Origin of the sequence: Streptomyces tsukubensis, assembly GCF_003932715.1 — a bacterium.
GTDB lineage: Bacteria > Actinomycetota > Actinomycetes > Streptomycetales > Streptomycetaceae > Streptomyces > Streptomyces tsukubensis.
The window spans coordinates 5664519-5682570 of sequence record NZ_CP020700.1 but is presented as its reverse complement, the minus strand read 5'-3'; the positions used below and the strand labels follow the sequence as shown (position 1 = coordinate 5682570).

The 18052-nt window shown below is 72.0% G+C and carries 15 protein-coding genes; 7 read left to right on the top strand and 8 right to left on the bottom strand.

Annotation, left to right across the window (positions count from 1 at the left end):
* Nucleotides 1–126: 126 nt before the first annotated feature.
* Together B7R87_RS23595 and B7R87_RS23590 are read left to right on the top strand one after the other, a co-directional pair.
* Nucleotides 127–1119, top strand: coding sequence for an NAD(P)/FAD-dependent oxidoreductase (locus B7R87_RS23595; RefSeq protein WP_045852853.1), 993 nt, complete (start codon nucleotides 127–129; stop codon nucleotides 1117–1119).
* A gap of 11 nt (nucleotides 1120–1130) precedes the next feature.
* A complete protein-coding gene (locus tag B7R87_RS23590) occupies nucleotides 1131–1841 on the top strand; it encodes a leucine-rich repeat domain-containing protein (protein ID WP_006346537.1) in 711 nt (236 codons plus the stop codon).
* Nucleotides 1842–1875: 34 nt separating this feature from the next.
* On the opposite strand, the gene trxA is transcribed toward B7R87_RS23590, so the two are convergent.
* From trxA to B7R87_RS23570, 4 genes are all read right to left on the bottom strand, one after another.
* On the bottom strand, nucleotides 1876–2235 hold the full coding sequence (gene trxA, locus B7R87_RS23585; RefSeq protein ID WP_006346538.1) for a thioredoxin: 360 nt from the start codon (nucleotides 2233–2235) through the stop codon (nucleotides 1876–1878).
* The gene (locus B7R87_RS23580) at nucleotides 2235–2636 is read right to left on the bottom strand and encodes a MerR family transcriptional regulator (protein ID WP_006346539.1); all 402 of its coding nucleotides are present in this window, start codon (nucleotides 2634–2636) and stop codon (nucleotides 2235–2237) included. The genes trxA and B7R87_RS23580 overlap by 1 nt, the downstream gene beginning before the upstream one ends.
* A gap of 83 nt (nucleotides 2637–2719) precedes the next feature.
* A complete protein-coding gene (locus B7R87_RS23575) occupies nucleotides 2720–3592 on the bottom strand; it encodes an NAD(P)-dependent oxidoreductase (RefSeq protein WP_006346540.1) in 873 nt (290 codons plus the stop codon).
* A gap of 292 nt (nucleotides 3593–3884) precedes the next feature.
* A complete protein-coding gene (locus B7R87_RS23570; RefSeq protein ID WP_040914171.1) occupies nucleotides 3885–5264 on the bottom strand; it encodes a cation:dicarboxylate symporter family transporter in 1380 nt (459 codons plus the stop codon).
* 157 nt (nucleotides 5265–5421) lie between these two features.
* On the opposite strand from B7R87_RS23570, the gene B7R87_RS23565 reads away from it, so the two are divergent.
* Both B7R87_RS23565 and B7R87_RS23560 read left to right on the top strand, forming a co-directional pair.
* Nucleotides 5422–7083, top strand: a complete 1662-nt coding sequence (locus B7R87_RS23565; protein WP_006346542.1) for a sensor histidine kinase — start codon at nucleotides 5422–5424, stop codon at nucleotides 7081–7083.
* 76 nt (nucleotides 7084–7159) lie between these two features.
* A complete protein-coding gene (locus B7R87_RS23560; RefSeq protein WP_006346543.1) occupies nucleotides 7160–7855 on the top strand; it encodes a response regulator in 696 nt (231 codons plus the stop codon).
* A gap of 106 nt (nucleotides 7856–7961) precedes the next feature.
* Here B7R87_RS23560 and pip read toward each other — a convergent pair whose 3' ends face one another.
* Together pip and B7R87_RS23550 are read right to left on the bottom strand one after the other, a co-directional pair.
* Nucleotides 7962–9098, bottom strand: coding sequence for a prolyl aminopeptidase (pip, locus tag B7R87_RS23555; RefSeq protein WP_006346544.1), 1137 nt, complete (start codon nucleotides 9096–9098; stop codon nucleotides 7962–7964).
* 401 nt (nucleotides 9099–9499) lie between these two features.
* Nucleotides 9500–10525 (bottom strand): ATP-dependent 6-phosphofructokinase, encoded by a 1026-nt coding sequence (locus B7R87_RS23550; RefSeq protein ID WP_006346545.1) that lies wholly within the window; start codon nucleotides 10523–10525, stop codon nucleotides 9500–9502.
* Nucleotides 10526–10916: 391 nt separating this feature from the next.
* On the opposite strand from B7R87_RS23550, the gene pta reads away from it, so the two are divergent.
* The 3 genes from pta to pyk all read left to right on the top strand — a co-directional run bounded on the left by pta (nucleotide 10917) and on the right by pyk (nucleotide 15836).
* Nucleotides 10917–13058, top strand: coding sequence for a phosphate acetyltransferase (gene pta / locus B7R87_RS23545; RefSeq protein ID WP_006346546.1), 2142 nt, complete (start codon nucleotides 10917–10919; stop codon nucleotides 13056–13058).
* A gap of 40 nt (nucleotides 13059–13098) precedes the next feature.
* Nucleotides 13099–14337 carry an acetate kinase gene (locus B7R87_RS23540; protein ID WP_006346547.1) on the top strand — a complete coding sequence of 413 codons (1239 nt, stop codon included), beginning with the start codon at nucleotides 13099–13101 and terminating at the stop codon, nucleotides 14335–14337.
* Between the two features lie 74 nt (nucleotides 14338–14411).
* Entirely contained in the window at nucleotides 14412–15836 is a 1425-nt protein-coding gene (pyk, locus tag B7R87_RS23535; protein ID WP_006346548.1) for a pyruvate kinase, read from the top strand.
* A 146-nt stretch (nucleotides 15837–15982) separates the two neighbouring features.
* Here pyk and B7R87_RS23530 read toward each other — a convergent pair whose 3' ends face one another.
* Both B7R87_RS23530 and B7R87_RS23525 read right to left on the bottom strand, forming a co-directional pair.
* On the bottom strand, nucleotides 15983–17431 hold the full coding sequence (locus B7R87_RS23530) for a hypothetical protein (RefSeq protein WP_006346549.1): 1449 nt from the start codon (nucleotides 17429–17431) through the stop codon (nucleotides 15983–15985).
* Nucleotides 17421–18011 carry a DUF6114 domain-containing protein gene (locus tag B7R87_RS23525; protein WP_006346550.1) on the bottom strand — a complete coding sequence of 197 codons (591 nt, stop codon included), beginning with the start codon at nucleotides 18009–18011 and terminating at the stop codon, nucleotides 17421–17423. Before B7R87_RS23525 ends, B7R87_RS23530 begins: the two co-directional genes overlap by 11 nt.
* Between the last annotated feature and the right edge of the window lie 41 nt (nucleotides 18012–18052).

The window sequence follows — 18052 nt, the reverse complement described above, 5'->3', positions numbered from 1 at the left end:
GTTTCTTTTATGCCCGGGCCCGCCCGCCGCGGCCGCGGCGGGCCCTGCCGGGGCCTTTGCCGGATCGGCAAAGACACTTGCCGCTGCGCGCCCGCGGCGGTGACGCTGTGGGCGGAGGTGATCGCGATGGGCGCGACGAACGGAAGCGGCGACGGCACGGGATCCACCGGCACGGACACCGGGTACGACGTGATCGTGGTGGGCGCGGGAGCCGCCGGGCTGAGCGCCGCGCTGGTGCTGGGCAGGGCCCGGCGCCGGGTGGCCGTGGTGGACTCCGGTGAGCCGCGCAATGCCCCGGCCGCGCAGATGCACGGCTTTCTCTCCCGGGACGGGATGCCCCCGGCGGAACTGCTGGCCGTGGGCCGGGCCGAGGCCGGCCGGTACGGGGTGGAGTTCTTCGACGCCCTCGCGGACGAGATCACCGCGGACGGAGGTGGATTCGGGCTACGGCTCGCCGGGGGCGCGCTGCTGACGGCGCGCCGGGTGCTGGTCGCGACCGGGCTGCGGGACGAACTGCCCGACCTGCCCGGGGTCCGGGAGCGCTGGGGCCGGGACGTGCTGCACTGCCCGTACTGCCACGGATACGAGGTCCGGGACGAACCGCTGGGCGTGCTCGGCACCGGTCCGGGCTCGGTGCACCAAGCGCTGATGGTCCGCCAGTGGTCCGGCGACGTGGTGCTCTTCGCCCAGGGCGTCGAACCGGACGCGGAGCAGCGCGAGCAACTGGCCGCGCGCGGGGTGCGCATCGAGGAAACACCGGTCAAGCGGCTGGCCGTCGCGGACGGTGCGCTGCGGGGCGTGGAGCTGACGGACGGCCGGGTCGTACCCCGTACCGCCGTCTTCACCGCCCCGCGGATGGTGCCCCGGGACGGGCTGCTGACCCCGCTGGGCTGTGCCCGGGACGAGACCACCGGCGCGGTGGTCACCGACGGAACGGGCCGGACGTCCGTGGCCGGGGTATGGGCCGTCGGCAATGTCACCGACGCCCGGGCGCAGGTCCCCGTCGCGGTGGGGGCGGGCGCTGCCGCCGCGATGGACATCAACAACGGGCTGGTGGCGGAGGACGTGGCCGGGGCGGTCGCCGCGGCCCGGGCGGTATCGGCTACAACGGGGGCGTGACGACACATGAGGTGAACCTGTGGCGGGCGGGGCTCGGCAGGGTGCCGGAGTCCGTCTGGGACCGGACGGAGACGGAGATCCTGATCCTCGCGGACAACGGGCTGACGGAGCTGTCCCCGCGGATCGGCGGGCTGCGGCGGCTGCGGACGCTGGACCTGGGCCACAACGCGCTGACGGCCCTGCCGGAGGAGCTGGGCCTGCTGACCGGGCTGAGCCGGTTCCTCTATCTCCACGACAACCGGCTCACCGCCCTGCCCGCCGCCCTCGGCGAACTGGCCGCACTGCGCTACCTCAACATCGGCGGGAACCCGCTCGGGGCGCTCCCCGGCGCGCTCGGCGGGCTGGCGTCGCTGCGGGAACTGCGGGCCCAGCACTGCGGGCTCACCGCCCTGCCCGGCTCCCTGGGCGGGCTCGGCGGCCTCCGTGAACTGTGGCTGCGGGGCAATGCGCTGACCGCCCTGCCGGACTCGTTCGCCGCCCTCACCGAACTGCGCCGCGTCGAACTGAGGGAGAACGCCCTCACCGAACTCCCCCGCTGTCTGTCGGCCCTCCCCCGGCTGCGGGAGCTGGACCTGCGCTCCAACCGGCTGCGGGAGCTCCCGGAGTGGGTGCTCGGGCTGCCCGCCCTGGAGAAGCTCGACCTGCGCTGGAACGCCCTGGCCCCGCAGGACGGGCCGGTGGCGGAGCTGGAGCGGCGGGGCTGCGCGGTGCTGATCGGCTGAGGGCGGTGGAGCCGCCCGGACGTGGACGCACCCTTCAGTCCAGTGCACCCGCCAGGTCCTCCAGGAGTCTCCGCTTGGCCCGTGCGCCCACGGACGAGTGGACCGGCTCGCCGTCGCGGAAGACCATCAGCGTCGGCATCGACAGCACTCCGTACCGCTGGGCCGTCAGGGGGTTGCGGTCCACGTCGAGCCGGACCACCTTGAGCCGGTCCGCCTCCTCGCGGGCGATCTCGGCCAGGACCGGTGCGATCTGCCGGCACGGCGGGCACCAGTCGGCGGTGAACTTCACCAGCACGGGCCGCCCGGCGGCCAGTACCTCCCGGGCGAAGTCCGCGTCCGTCACCTCGGACACCGCTCCCGCTCCCGTACCCGTACCCGTTCCCGCCATGGCCATCACTCCCCGTATCCGAATCCGAATCCGCAGCGCGGCTGTGGCTCCCGCCGCCGCGCCTCCGCCTGCTCCAGCTGCGCCCCGACCTGTGCCCGTACGGCCGTCAGCTTCCCGATGAGCGCATCGAGTTCGCCGAGCTTGGCCCGGTAGACCGCGATCGACGCCGGGCAGGCGTCACCCGCCGGGTTCCCGGCGCGCAGACACTCCAGGAACGGCCGGGTCTCCTCCAGGTCGAAGCCGAAGCTCCGGAGGGTCCGGATCTCGTCGAGCAGTCGGAGATCGCTCTCGTCGTAGGCGCGGTAGCCGTTCTCCGTGCGCCGCGCGGGCAGCAGCCCGCGCGACTCGTAGTAACGGAGGGCACGGGTGGTGGTCCCGGCCCGCTCCGCGAGTTCACCGATGCGCATACCGACGAACGTAGACCTTGACGCCGAGGTCAGGGCAAGAGCGCCCGCCGCGGGGAGTACGGATTCGGGTCTCGGGTCCGGTCTCAGCTCCGGTCTCGGGTACGGGGGTTGATCAGGGCCTCGTAGTTCGCCGCCCATCCGGAGTCCGCGTGTCCCAGCTCTCGGGCCCGGTCCGTCATCCGCTGGATGCCCTCCATCTGGGCCGAGTCGATGCCCGCGGCCCGTCCGGCGTGCACGATGTGGTCGACGGAAGCGGCCATCGTCCCGAGCCCGGCGGTGAGCGCAGGGTAGGACCGGGCGTCGATGTCCCCGGCCATCGCCTCCAGTGCCTCGGGGAGCAGGTCGACGATGCTCGTCATGTACGGCACCACCTCGGCCGCGGGGACGCCGTGCGCCCGGGCCAGCGCGAAGGCGTGGATCATCGCGCCCATGGCGCCGTAGAAGAGGTCCAGCAGCGCCACATCGAACACCGCCGCCCGGTCCGGGCTGTCGCCGACATGGACCGTCCGGCCGCCGAGAGCCCGCAGGACGGGCTCGTACCGTTCGAAGGTCGTGGGGTCGCCGGAGTAGAAGAGCAGTCCGGCGGGGGTTCCGACGACCGCGGTCGGCACCATCACCGCGCCGTCCAGATAGGCGATGCCGTGCTCCGCGGCCCAGGCCGCCGCGGTCCGGGCGCGGTCGGGGACATCGGCAGTCACATTGACCAGCGTCCGGCCGGAGAGGGCCTTCGCCAGCGGGGTCAGAATCGCCTCGGAAGCGTCGTAGTCGACGAGGCAGACGACGATCAGTTCGCTCGCGGTCACGGCCTCCTCCGCGGTCGCGGCCACCACGGCGCCGCGGGCGGCGAGGGCGTCGCCCTTTCCGGGGGTGCGGTTCCAGACGGTGACGGAGTGCCCGGCGTCGAGGAAGGCACCGGCGAGGGCGCTGCCCATGGCGCCGAGGCCGATCACGGTCACGGCAAGGGGAGGAGTAACAGGAGAAGAGACGGCTGAAGAAACAGTGGTTCCGGTTGGCATACGACCATCGTTTTCCATGCCGGGAACCCCCACAAGTACGCACTTTGAAGTGGGGCTACCCACCTGAAGGTAAGTTTCCGCGGCCCCGCCGGAAATGCCGGGCGGCCCGTGCGTCGGGGAAGTACGCACGGACCGCCGGGCTCCGCAGTGGAAGGAGGCCGGGCCCTCACCGGGGTCGGACCGCCCTCACGGCGGTCCGACCTTCACAGGGGCTCAGACCTTCACAGAGGGCTCAGACCTTCACGGGCACGTTCTTCTCCGGCCGGGCTTCCGGCACCGCGGCAGCGTCGTCGTCGTCCGGCAGCGCGCCGTGGCCGTCGTCGAGCAGCGTCGACTCGTCGAACGGGATACGGCCCGCCAGCACTTCCGCCGCCCGCTCCTTGTCGATCTCCTTGGTCCAGGTGCCGACCAGGATCGTCGCGACCGCGTTGCCCGCGAAGTTGGTCAGGGCGCGTGCCTCGCTCATAAAGCGGTCGATGCCGACGATCAGACCGACGCCGTCCACCAACTCGGGCTTGTGCGACTGGAGGCCGCCCGCCAGGGTCGCCAGCCCGGCGCCGGTGACGCCCGCGGCACCCTTCGAGGCGATGATCATGAAGATCAGCAGGGAGATCTGCTCGGAGGCGCTCAGCGGGTCGCCCATCGCGTTGGCGATGAACAGCGACGCCATCGTCAGATAGATCGCGGTGCCGTCGAGGTTGAAGGAGTAGCCGGTGGGCACGGTGATGCCGACCACGGGCTTGCTGACGCCCATGTGCTCCAGCTTGGCGATCAGCCGCGGCAGCGCCGACTCGGAGGAGGAGGTGGAGACGATGAGCAGGAACTCCCGGCCGAGGTACTTCATCAGCGACCAGAGGTTGATCCCGGCCACCAGCTTCAGCAGCGCGCCGAGGACGACGAAGACGAAGAGGGCGCAGGTGACATAGAAGCCGATCATGATGACCGCGAGCGACTTCAGGGCGTCCATACCGGTCTCGCCGACGACCGCGGCGATCGCGCCGAAGGCGCCGATCGGGGCCACCCACATGATCATCGCCAGGATGCGGAAGACCAGCCGCTGGATATGGCCGATACCGCGGAGGACGGGCTCGCCCGCCTTGCCCATCGCCTGGAGCGCAAAGCCGGCCAGCAGGGCGATGAGCAGCGCCTGGAGGACCTCGCCCTCGGTGAAGGCGGAGACCAGGGTCTTGGGGATGATCCCGAGCAGGAAGTCCACCGTGGACTCGCCGCCCGCGCCCTCGGCCGCCTTGTCACCGGCGGCCTTGGCCTCCTCGGTGATCGAGAGGCCGGAGCCCGGCTCCAGGAAGTTGCCGACGAGCAGGCCGATGGCGAGCGCGACCGTGGACATCACCACGAAGTAGCCGAGCGCGAGCCCGCCGACGGCACCGACCTTCGCGGCCTGCCGTACCGAGCCGATGCCGAGCACGATGGTGCAGAAGATGACCGGCGCGATCATCATTTTGATCAGATTGACGAAGCCCGTACCGATGGGCTTGAGCTCGACCGCGACCCCGGGGGCTGCGAAGCCCACGGCGATACCCGCCACGACCGCGATGATCACGGCGATGTACAGGTAGTGCGTACGGTCCCTTCTGCCTGCTGTCGCAGCCAAGGGGTCCTCCTCGGAAAAATTGCCAGGTCCATGTCCCGTATGGATTTCGGTGAATATCCATCACGCTGTGACCCGGGTCACCGTTGCGTGCATTTCGTTCACGACCGAATCGTTCACCGGGCGTTAAACGCCGTGAAACGGAAGGCACACTGGTGGCATGCGCATACCCCGCCCCCGCAGCCTGGCGGGCCAGCTCTTCGCGATGCAGGTGGTCCTGGTAGCGGTGATCGTGGCGAGCGGCGCCCTCTTCGCCTATGTGATCGACCGCTCCCAGGCCGAGGAGACCGCCCGGCGCCAGTCCACCGCAACCGCGGCGGCCGTCGCGGACTCGCCGTCGGTCGCCGCCGCCGCGCGCTCCGCCGATCCGACCGCGGTCCTCCAGCCGTACGCGGAACGGGTCCGCCGCGACGCGGGCGTCGCGTTTGTCACGATCATGGCGCCGGACGGCACCCGCTGGACCCATCCGCAGCCCGGGGAGATCGGCCGCCGCTACCTCGGCGAGACGGAGCAGGCGCTGCGGGGCGAGGTCCACAGCGAAACAACCGTGGGAGTGCTCGGCTCGTCCATCCGGACCGTCGTCCCGGTCTTCGCCCCGGCGGCCCCCGGCGATCCGGCGGCACCCTCCACAGGGCGGAAGGTGATCGCGCTGGTCAGCGCCGGGATCACCATCGAACGGATCAGCGAGCAGGTGCGGGAGCAGGTCATGGGGCTGCTGCTGGCCGCGGGCGGCGCCCTGGCGCTGGGCGGCCTGGGCACCCATGTCATCAACGCCCGGCTGCGCCGCCATACCCACGGGATGAACGCGGGCGAGCTGAGCCGGATGCACGACTACCACCAGGCGGCGCTGCACGCGGTGCGCGAGGGGCTGCTGATGCTCGACGGCCGCCGCCGGATCGCCCTGGTCAACGACGGGGCCCGGGAGCTGCTCGGCCTCGGGGAGGACTCCGTGGGGCGGCCGGTCGCCGAGCTGGGGCTGCCGCCCGCGCTGACCGGCGCGCTGCTGGCGTCCGAGCCCCGGGTCGACGAGGTGCATCTGACCGCGGACCGGATCGTCGTGGTCAACACCAGCCCGGTGATCGGCGGGGAGCACCGCGGCACGGTGGTGACCCTGCGGGACCACACCGAGCTCCAGGCGCTCTCCGGCGAGCTGGACTCCGAGCGGGGCTTCAGCCACGCCCTGCGCTCCCAGGCCCACGAGGCGGCGAACCGGCTGCACACCGTGGTCTCGCTGATCGAACTGGGCCGGGTCGACGAGGCGGTCGACTTCGCCACCGCCGAACTGGAGCTGGCGCAGGTGCTGACCGACCGGGTGGTGGGCGCGGTCGGGGAGCCGGTCCTCGCGGCGCTGCTGCTGGGCAAGGCGTCCCAGGCGAACGAGCGGGGGGTGGAGCTGGTGCTGGCCGAGGACAGCCGGATCGACGACGGGGTGCTCCCGCCGTCGCTCCCGGCCCGCGATCTGGTCACCATCCTGGGCAATCTCGTCGACAACGCGGTCGAGGCGGCATCGGAGGCGGCGGTCTCCGGGGCCCGTACGGGCCGGGCCAGGGTGACGGTCACCGCCCGCGCGGAGAATCCGTCCGGCGGCGGGGGCGAACTGCTGATCCGGGTGCACGACACGGGCACCGGGGTCGATCCGGACCGGGCGGCCGACGTCTTCCACCGGGGCTGGTCGACCCGCGGTTCGGGCCGCGGCCTCGGCCTCGCCCTGGTCCGGCAGGCCGTGCACCGGGCGGGCGGCGCCATCGAACTGGGCACCGGCCCGGACGGCGGCGCGCAGTTCACCGTCACGCTGCCGCTGACGGCGGCGGTACCCGCGTGAGACCGCGCCGGGGGCCCGCCCGGGGACGTGGCGTACGATCGCCGCTGCCCCACGGCACCGGGGAGGTGCAGCAGCCATGACCGCGGACGGAACCGCTCGGACCATCAGGGTCCTGGTCGTCGAGGACGACCCGGTCGCCGCCGACGCGCACGCCCTGTACGTGGGCCGGATCGCCGGTTTCTCCGTCGCGGGCGTGGCCCACTCCCGGTCGGAGGCGGTACGGGTGCTGGAGCGCACCCGGGTCGATCTGCTGCTGCTGGACCTCTACCTCCCCGACGGGCACGGTCTCGGTCTGGTCCGGTCGCTGCGGGCCGCGGGGCACGGCGCGGACGTGATCGCGGTGACCTCGGCGCGGGATCTGGCGATCGTGCGGGAGGGCGTATCGCTGGGGGTGGTGCAGTACGTCCTCAAGCCGTTCACGTTCGCGACGCTGCGGGACCGGCTGGGCCGGTACGCCGAATTCCGCGCCGCGGCGGGCGAGGCCAGCGGCCAGGAGGAGGTCGACCGCGCCCTGGCGACCCTGCGCGCCCCGGAGGGCGGGGCGCTGCCGAAGGGGCTGAGCGGGCCGACGCTGGAGGCGGTGACCCGGACCCTGCGCGGCACCCCCGCAGGTTTGACGGCGGCGGAGGCGGGTGCGGCGGTCGGGATCTCCCGGATCACCGCCCGCCGCTATCTGGAACACCTCGTCACCCAGGACCGTGCGGTGCGCAGCCCGCAGTACGGCCAGATAGGCCGCCCCGAACTCCAGTACCGCTGGGTCAGCGGGCGCTGAGCCGCCCGCCGTCCGCGAAGCGGTCGAGGGAGCGCAGCAGATGGGTGCGGGTGGTGTCCCCGCCCCAGGCCCTGTCCGGGCGATCTTGTCGGGCCCGCGACGACAGCTACGGCACTCCCCCTGGGCCTGGCGGCCCGGGAGGGACCCCCACGCCGCGTTGTCGGACCACGCAAGTACTCCCCCGCAGCCCTCCGGGCGCGGGGGTGCCCCCATACGTACGAGCCGTGGACCTCCGCCTTGCGATGCACCGCATCTGACGCCGCGGGCTGATCCTCGAAGATCGCCCGGACAGGACCTGATGCCCCGCGTCCTCGACGACGGTCAGCTCCGCGCCCGGCCAGGCCCGGGAGAGCTCCCAGGCAGTGTCGAGGGGGGTGCTGAGGTCGAGCCGTCCATGGGTGAGTACGCCCGGGATCCCGGCCAGCCGGTGTGCCTCGCGCAGCAGGACGCCCTCCTCCAGCCAGGCGCCGTGGCTGAAGTAGTGGGAGCAGATGCGGACCATCGCGAGCCGGGCGGCCGGCGGCCGGTCGCCGTACGGCCGGGGGCTGGTTCGGGCCGCGGGCTCCCCGGAGAGTACGGCATCCTCCCAGTCGCACCAGTCGAGCGCCGCCCGCTCGCGGACGGCAGTGTTCGGGTGGTTCATCAGCGCGGCGTAGGCGCCGACGACATCGCCGTCGCGGGGTGTGCCCGGGGCACCGGCGAGGAAGCGCTCCCACTCCCGGGGGAAGAACCGGCCCGCGCCCCGGTACAGCCAGTCGATCTCGGAGCGCCGGGTGGTGGTGACGCTCGACAGGACGATCTCCGACACCCGTTCCGGATGCTCCTGTGCATAGGCGAGGATCAGCGTCGAACCCCAGGAGCCGCCGAAGAGCAGCCAGCTCTCGATGCCCAGCAGGGTGCGGAGCCGCTCCATATCGGCGACGAGCCGGCCGGTGGTGTTGTGGCGCAGAGCGGCCGTGGGGTCGGCGGCGTGCGGAGTGCTGCGGCCGCAGCCCCGCTGGTCGAAGAGGACGATGCGGTAGCGCTCGGGATCGCAGTAGCGGCGCATGCGCTCGGTGCAGCCGCTGCCGGGCCCGCCGTGGACGACGACTGCGGGCTTTCCGCGCGGATTGCCGCAGACCTCCCAGTACACGTGCTGTCCGTCACCGACGTCGAGCAGGCCCGCATCGTACGGACGGATGGGCGGATACAGCTCGCGCGGAGCTTCGGCGGACGGCGGGACCGGGTGCGGCGGCGGCTCCACGGGCAAGGCGGGCTCCCCTTCTCGGCCGGGAATCGTATCCGCCGGGCGCGCTCGCCGGCGAAGCAATTTCGTGGCCCTGCGGCGGCGGATCGGGGACTCCTCCGACCCGCGCCGACCTGCCGGGACAGCGGTGGGACAGGGCGGGACATGTCCCGGACGGCGCACTCCCTTGCCGGGGCCGTACGGGCCGGGCAAGAGTAGGGGCACCGGCCGCTCCCCGGGGCAGGGGCACTGCCCGTGGGTGCGGACGTATCGGGGGAAACACGGGGGAAGCACGGGGGATACACGAGTGGCCCTGGCCGAAGCACGGGGATCGGCCAAGGCCACTCGTCTCCCCTCCGGCCGGCTGCGCCCTTGAGATCAGGGGGCCCCGGTCGGGGGGTACGGTCGGGCGGGCGAGGTCAGAAGACGGACTCCGCCTCGTTCATCCGGTCCGTCGGGACCTTCTTGAGCTGCGTCACCGCGTCGGCCAGCGGCGCCATCACGATGTCCGTCCCGCGCAGCGAGGTCATCCGGCCGAAGTCGCCGCGGTGCGCCGCCTCGACGGCGTGCCAGCCGAAGCGGGTGGCGAGCACCCTGTCGTACGCCGTCGGCACACCGCCGCGCTGGACGTGTCCGAGGATCACCGGCTTGGCCTCCTTGCCGAGCCGGTGCTCCAGCTCGGCCGCCAGCCGGTTGCCGATGCCCTGGAAACGCTCGTGGCCGAACTGGTCGATCTCGCCCTTGCGGTAGTCCATGGAGCCCTCGGCGGGATGCGCGCCCTCGGCCACACAGATGACGGCGAACTTCTTGCCCCGGTCGAACCGCTCCTCGACCATCTTGACCAGGTCCTCGACCTGGAAGGACCGCTCCGGAAGGCAGATGCCGTGGGCGCCGCCCGCCATCCCGGACTCCAGGGCGATCCAGCCCGCGTGCCGTCCCATGACCTCGACGACCATCACCCGCTGATGCGATTCGGCGGTGGTCTTCAGCCGGTCGATGGCCTCGGTGGCGACGGTCACCGCGGTGTCGAAGCCGAAGGTCCGGTCGGTGGCGGAGATGTCGTTGTCGATGGTCTTCGGGACGCCCACCACGGGCATGCCCGCCTCGGAGAGCATCCGGGAGGCGGTGAGGGTGCCCTCGCCGCCGATGGGGATGAGGACGTCGATCCCGTAGCGCCGCTGGATCTCGCCGCAGTTCTCGGCCGCCTCGCGCAGCCGGGCCCGCTCCAGCCGGGCCGAGCCGAGGATGGTGCCGCCCCGGGCCAGGATTCCGCTGACGGCGTTGAGGTCGAGGGGGCGGTAGTGCCCGTCCAGCAGGCCCTTGAAGCCGTCCTCGAAACCGATGACCTCGTCGCCGTACCCGGTGATGGCCCGGTGCACGACCGACCGGATGACCGCGTTCAGTCCGGGGCAGTCGCCTCCGGCGGTGAGCACTCCGATACGCATCGCGCTGTGTCTCCTGCTCGTCAATGGGACGTTTGAGCCGGAAATCAATTGTTCCACGCGGCGGAGACCGCCGCTGCCGCTTCTGCAGTCCGGCATGGGTCGGGGGTGGGTCGGGGGTGGGTCGGGGAGCGGCTACCCGGGGACGACCGCCGTACACCGGGCCGCCCGGGCCGCCGGGACGTACGCCCCTCCCCTCCCTGCCGACCCGCCAGGCACTTAGCGCACCGACGGAGGTATCGTCAAGAGGGAAAGGCCGCTCTTCGGCGGCTTTTCTGCGCGGTCGTACCGCGGCCGCACAGAAAAGATCAGGACGGCGTGTGATACGGGTCGCACGACGTATGCACAGGCGAACCGAGCCTTCAAGAAGAGCGAAGCGAACAGGAGAGCACACGTGACGCGCAGCGTGTACGTGACCGGAATCGACCGCGGGGACGGCCGGCAGGTCGTGGAGCTGGGGGTCATGGAACTCCTCACCCGCCAGGTGGACCGGGTGGGCGTCTTCCGGCCGCTGGTGCACGACGGCCCCGACCGGCTCTTCGAACTGCTCCGGGCCCGGTACCGGCTGACCCAGGACCCGGGGACCGTCTACGGCCTCGACTACCACGAGGCCTCCGCGCTCCAGGCCGAGCAGGGCACCGACGAGCTGGTCTCCCGGCTCGTCGACCGCTTCCACCGGGTCGCCCGGGAGTACGAGGTCGTCCTGGTGCTGGGCACCGACTTCGCCGCCACCCAGCTCCCCGACGAGCTGGCGCTGAACGCCCGGCTCGCCAACGAGTTCGGCGCCTCCGTGATCCCCGTCGTCGGCGGCCGCGGCCAGACCGCGGAATCGGTACGGGCCGAGGCCCGTAACGCCTTCCGCGCCTACGAGGCCCTGGGCTGCGACATCCTCGCCCTGACGGTGAACCGGGTGGCGCCCGCCGACCGGGAGTCCATAGCCGAGCGGCTCGCGGCCCGCCTCCCCGTCCCCTGCTACGTCCTCCCGGACGAGCCCGCGCTCGCCGCGCCCACGGTCGCCCAGATCACCCAGGCCCTCCACGGCACGGTGCTGCTGGGCGACGACTCCGGGCTCGCGCGCGACGCCCTCGACTTCGTCTTCGGCGGCGCGACCCTGCCGAACTTCCTCACCGCCCTGACCCCCGGCTGCATGGTGGTCACCCCCGGCGACCGGGCCGATCTGGTGGTCGGCGCACTGGCCGCGCACTCCGCGGGCACCCCGCCCATCGCGGGCGTCCTCCTCACCCTCGACGAGCGGCCCACCGACGAGGTCCTCACCCTGGCGGCCAAGCTCGCCCCCGGCACCCCGGTGGTCTCCGTCGCCGCCACCAGCTTCCCCACCGCCGCCGAGCTGTTCAAGCTGGAGGGCAAGCTCAGCGGCGCCACCCCGCGCAAGGCGGAGACCGCCCTCGGCCTCTTCGAACGCCATGTCGACAGCGCCGGACTGCTGGACCGGCTCGCCGTGGCCCGCAGCGGCCGGGTGACCCCCATGATGTTCGAGCACGAGCTGCTGGAGCAGGCCAGGGCAGACCGCCGCCGGGTGGTGCTCCCGGAGGGCACCGAGGAGCGGGTGCTCCGCGCCGCGGACGTCCTGGTCCGCCGCGACGTCTGCGATCTGACCCTCCTCGGTGATCCGGACATCATCCGGAAGAAGGCCGCCGACCTGGGCATCGACCTCTCCTCGGTCCAGCTCATCGACCCGAACACCTCCGAGCTGCGGCAGCCCTTCGCCGAGCGGTACGCGGAGCTGCGCGCCCACAAGGGCATCTCGGTGGAGCTGGCGTACGACGTCGTCGCGGACGTCAACTACTTCGGCACCCTGATGGTCGAGGAGGGGCTGGCCGACGGCATGGTGTCGGGTTCGGTGCACTCCACGGCCGCCACCATCCGCCCCGCCTTCGAGATCATCAAGACCCGGCGGCCGACGGACCCCGGGGGCGGCGCGGCGATCGTCTCCTCGGTCTTCTTCATGTGCCTGGCCGACAAGGTGCTGGTGTACGGCGACTGCGCGGTCAACCCGGACCCGAACGCCGAGCAGCTCGCGGACATCGCCGTCCAGTCGGCGGCGACCGCGGCCCGGTTCGGTGTCGAACCGCGGATCGCGATGCTCTCGTACTCCACCGGCACCTCGGGTTCGGGCGCCGACGTCGACAAGGTGCGGGAGGCCACCGAGCTGGTCCGCAGGTCCCGGCCGGACCTGCGGATCGAGGGCCCGATCCAGTACGACGCGGCCGTGGAGCCGTCCGTCGCCGCGACCAAGCTGCCGGAGTCCGAGGTCGCGGGCCGGGCCACCGTGCTGATCTTCCCGGACCTGAACACCGGCAACAACACCTACAAGGCCGTCCAGCGCTCGGCGGGCGCGGTGGCCGTGGGCCCGGTCCTCCAGGGCCTGCGGAAGCCGGTGAACGACCTGTCCCGCGGCGCGCTGGTCGGCGACATCGTGAACACGGTGGCGATCACCGCGATCCAGGCCCAGCCGGCGCCCGCGCCGGACCGTCCCGTACGTCCGGCGGCCGAGACCGCCGCGACGCCCGCCTGAGCCCCGCAGCACCCTCTCCCCCGACCAGAAGGCACCGACCGTGACCACGTCCCCTCCCCCGGCCCCCACCCGGATCCTCGTCCTCAACTCCGGCTCGTCGTCGGTGAAGTACCAGCTGCTCGACATGCGGAACGCCGCCCGGCTCGCGGTCGGACTGGTGGAGCGGATCGGGGAGCGGTCGTCCCGGCTGGTGCACACCCCGCTGGTGGACGGCGGGGCCGGACTGCGGGAGCGGACCGGGCCGATCGCGGACCACGAGGCGGCGCTGAAGGCCGTGGCGGAGGAGCTGGCGGCCGACGGGCTGGGCCTGGACTCGCCCGAGCTGGCCGCGATCGGCCACCGCGTGGTCCACGGCGGGCTGCGGTTCTCCGAGCCGACCGTGGTCGACGACGAGGTGCTCGCGGAGATCGAACGGCTGGTGCCGGTGGCACCGCTGCACAACCCGGCGAACATCACCGGGATCCGGACCGCGCGGGACCTGCGCCCGGACCTGCCGCAGGTCGCGGTCTTCGACACCGCCTTCCACACCACGATGCCGGAGTCGGCGGCCCGGTACGCGATCGACGTGGAGACGGCGGACGCCCACCGGATCCGGCGCTACGGCTTCCACGGCACGTCCCACGCGTACGTCTCGCGCGAGACGGCGAAGCTGCTCGGGAAGGCGCCCGAGGACGTCAACGTCATCGTGCTGCACCTGGGCAACGGCGCCTCGGCCTCGGCCGTGGCGGGCGGCCGCTGCGTGGACACGTCCATGGGCCTGACCCCGCTGGAGGGCCTGGTGATGGGCACCCGCTCCGGCGACGTCGACCCGGCGGTCACCTTCCATCTGCGGCGGGTGGCGGGCATGTCGACGGACGAGATCGACACCCTGCTGAACAAGAAGAGCGGTCTGGTGGGGCTCTGCGGCGACAACGACATGCGGGAGATCCGCCGCCGGATCGACGAGGGCGACGAGCAGGCGCAGCTCGCCTTCGACATCTACATCCACCGGCTGAAGAAGTACATCGGGGCGTATTACGCGGTGCTCGGCCGGGTGGACGCCGTGGTGTTCACGGCGGGGGTCGGCGAGAACGCCGCGCCCGTACGGGCGGCCGCGGTCGCGGGTCTTGAGGAGCTGGGGCTCGCGCTGGACTCGGGGCTGAACGAGGAGCGGTCGCCGCACGCACGGATCGTTTCGCCGCCGTACGCCCGGGTCGCGGTGGCGGTGGTACCGACCGACGAGGAGCTGGAGATCGCCCGGCAGGCCTTCGCGCTGGTATCCGAGGATTCACTCGACTGAGCGAATACCCGCCCATTTGTATCTTCCACCAGACGGAATATTCCGAGTCGAAACAAACCGATAGGATCCGCCTTATGCGCCGTTCCAAAATCGTCTGCACACTGGGCCCCGCCGTCGACTCGTACGAGCAGTTGAAAGCGCTCATCGAGGCCGGTATGAACGTGGCCCGCTTCAATATGAGCCACGGGTCCCACGCCGATCACGAGGGCCGGTACCACCGGCTGCGCAAGGCGCAGGAGGACACGGGCCGGGCGATCGGCGTACTGGCCGACCTGCAGGGCCCCAAGATCCGTCTGGAGACCTTCGCCGACGGTCCCGTCGAGCTGGTGCGCGGTGACGAGTTCACCATCACCACCGAGGACGTGCCCGGCGACAAGACCATCTGCGGCACCACCTACAAGGGCCTGCCCGGGGACGTCTCCAAGGGCGACCAGGTCCTGATCAACGACGGCAACGTCGAACTGCGGGTCGTCGAGGTCGACGGGCAGCGGGTGAAGACGATCGTCGTCGAGGGCGGCGTCATCTCCGACCACAAGGGCATCAACCTCCCCGGTGCCGCGGTGAACGTCCCCGCCCTGTCCGAGAAGGACGTCGAGGACCTGCGCTTCGCCCTGCGGATGGGCTGCGATCTGGTCGCCCTCTCCTTCGTCCGGGACGCCGAGGACGTCAAGGACGTCCACAAGGTGATGGACGAGGTGGGCCGCCGGGTCCCCGTCATCGCCAAGGTGGAGAAGCCGCAGGCCGTCGAGAACATGGAAGCCGTCGTGATGGCGTTCGACGGTGTGATGGTGGCCCGCGGCGACCTGGCCGTCGAGTATCCGCTCGAAAAGGTCCCGATGGTCCAGAAGCGGCTGATCGAGCTCTGCCGCCGCAACGCCAAGCCGGTGATCGTCGCGACCCAGATGATGGAGTCGATGATCACCAACTCCCGTCCGACCCGCGCCGAGGCCTCCGACGTCGCCAATGCGATCCTCGACGGCGCGGACGCGGTCATGCTCTCGGCGGAGTCCTCGGTGGGCGCCTATCCGCTGGAGACCGTGAAGACGATGTCCCGCATCGTGGTCGCGGCGGAGGAGGAGCTGCTCTCGAAGGGCCTGCAGCCGCTGGTCCCCGGCAAGAAGCCCCGTACCCAGGGCGGTTCCGTCGCCCGCGCGGCCTGCGAGATCGCGGACTTCCTGGACGGCAAGGCCCTGGTGGCCTTCACCCAGTCCGGCGACACCGCCCGCCGGCTCTCGCGCTACCGGGTCTGCCAGCCGATCCTCGCCTTCACCACCGAGGAGTCGACCCGCAACCAGCTCACCCTGAGCTGGGGCATCGAGTCCTTCGTGGTGCCGCACGTCGACAACACCGACGCGATGGTCGATCTGGTCGACGCCGAGCTGCTGAAGCTCCAGCGCCACAACGCCGGCGACATCATGATCATCACGGCCGGTTCCCCGCCGGGTGTCCCGGGCACCACCAACATGGTGCGGGTGCACCACCTGGGCTCCCAGGCCTGAGCAGAGCCGCACCCACCTGCACACACCTGCACACATCTGCACACCGAAACGGGCAGACCGTGGACCGCACCTGAAACGGCCCACGGCCTGCCCGTGGTGCATCCGGCTCCGGGCCTGTCACCCGGGAGCCGGGAAGTATCCCGTGCCTACCAGGACGCCTGACCGTCCGTGAGGTAGTTGTGCAGACCGGGAACGGTCAGTCTGCCGCCGAACTGGCCGGCCTGTTTCACCGTCACATCGGTGAAGACGGCGTACGGCACATCGAGCGGCGGGGGCGTCCCGGGGCCGAAGGTCACCGGGAAGATGCCGAAGAGGTTGCCCTTCAGCTCCTCCGTGTACATGGTCACCGGGCCTTCGGTGATCGTCGATACGGAGCCCTTGCGCGCCTCGACGTGCATGGTCCGCCCCAGCGGGCCGACCGCGAGCTGGTGGAGGTCCCTGATGTCCACGGCCTTCGCCGTGAACTTCAGGACGGGCTTCAGCTCCCCGCCGCCGGTGCGGACCTCGACGATGCCGTGGTACTTGAGGCCCTTGAGGGTGAGCGCCGAGCTCTTCAGGATCCACGGATCGTCGGGGACCGCCGGTATGCCCGGCTCCTCCTCCGCGGCGGCGAGCGCCTCCGGATCCGGGGTGGCGCACGGAATGCGCGGTTTGGCGCCCTCGGGGATGTCCTCGTCCTTCCGGGGTTCGAGGCCCTTGGCGCTCTCGTCGAGCTCCGCCACCTCGGCCCCGGCCCGGGCAGCCGCGTCCGCGACGGCCTCTTTCGTACGGTCCGCGGCGCCGCCGTCCGGCCGGGCCGCGGGCTGCTTTCCCGAACCGGTGGACGGCGGGGTCTTCCCCTGCCCGTTCCCCGGCTCACCCGGCTTGCCCGGCTTGCCTGCTTTACCCGGCTTCCCCGGCGGTTCGGCCGTCGAGGGAGGTGCGGGCGGGGTGGTGCCCGGGGGGCCGGTAGGCGGTGCGGTCGTGGGCGGCTTCTTCCCGTCGGGAAGGCCGAAGAGATCCTTGAGAGCGTCGCCGAGACCCAGCGGATCCCATGGGTCACGGCTCGCGGCGGGGCTCGCCCCGACGGTGCCCGGTGCGGCAGCCGGGGCAGCGGGCTCACGGGCCTTGGGCCGCCGCCCCTCCGCCGCCTCCTGCGCGGACGGCAGTTCGCCCGGCTCCCCGTGCTCCTCCGAAGTCTCCCGCTCCGGCGCCTCGTCGTTCTCCCCGGACTCCCCCGCTTCCTCGGACGCATCGGGCTGCGGGACCGGGGGCCGGGAGGGCGGAGGCGGGTCGGCCGGCTCCGTCCGCTCGGGAGGCTTCGCGGTCTCCGACGGCTTCGGAGCGGGCGGTTCCCCGGCCGGGGCCTCGTCGGACCGGGTCACACACGGGCCGGGGGCGAACGGTATGTCCTTGCTCTCCGCGAGGGCGAGGCGGGGGGTGAACCCCATCCCCACGAGCACCGCGGTCGGCATCGCGGCCAGGGCTATCGCCTTGCCCGCGGGCCGCTGGAGCTTGCTCAGCAGTGATTTACGGGGAGCCGCGTGCCGCGGCCCCCTCCTGCCGCGCCCCCCGCCCGCCGCGGCCGGGTCCGGCGGCACGACATCACCCTGCACTGTTCCTCCCGCCGTCCGGTTCGGTGGCGACGGCCTCCCGGGAGATCTCGGACTGCCCGGCCGGGACGGCCGGACCCGCGGGCGGCACCGGGGGGCCCGCTTGCGGCGGTACGGATACGGCGGGGGGTGCTGGAACCTCCCCCGCGGTGTGGGGTGGGACGGCCGCCGGGAGGACGGGCTCGCCCGGCGCCCACGCGACGGAGAGCGCACCGCCCACCAGCGCGAGCAGGAAACCCATGCCGAAGCCGCCGAGGTTGGCGACCGGGATGGAGATCAGGGCCAGCAGGATCGCGGCGATACCGGCGAACACCCGGACGATGTGGTGGAACCACATCGTGAAGCCCAGGGTGACCAGCAGCACGCCGATGATCAGGGATCCGGCGCCCGCCGTGGTCGACATGGACAGCGTGACGTTCCCCACGCTCAGGGTGGCATAGGGGAAGTAGGCGATCGGAACGCCGCCGAGCATGGTGAACAGCCCCGCCCAGAACGGCCGCTGCCACCGCCAGTTACGGAACCGCCGCAGAAGGACGCGGAGGACGTGTTCGTTCTGCCCGGTGGCCATGGAGTCGGCGCTCATGGAAAACAGCTCCCTGGAACTGGTGTTACTGAGTGGAGAGT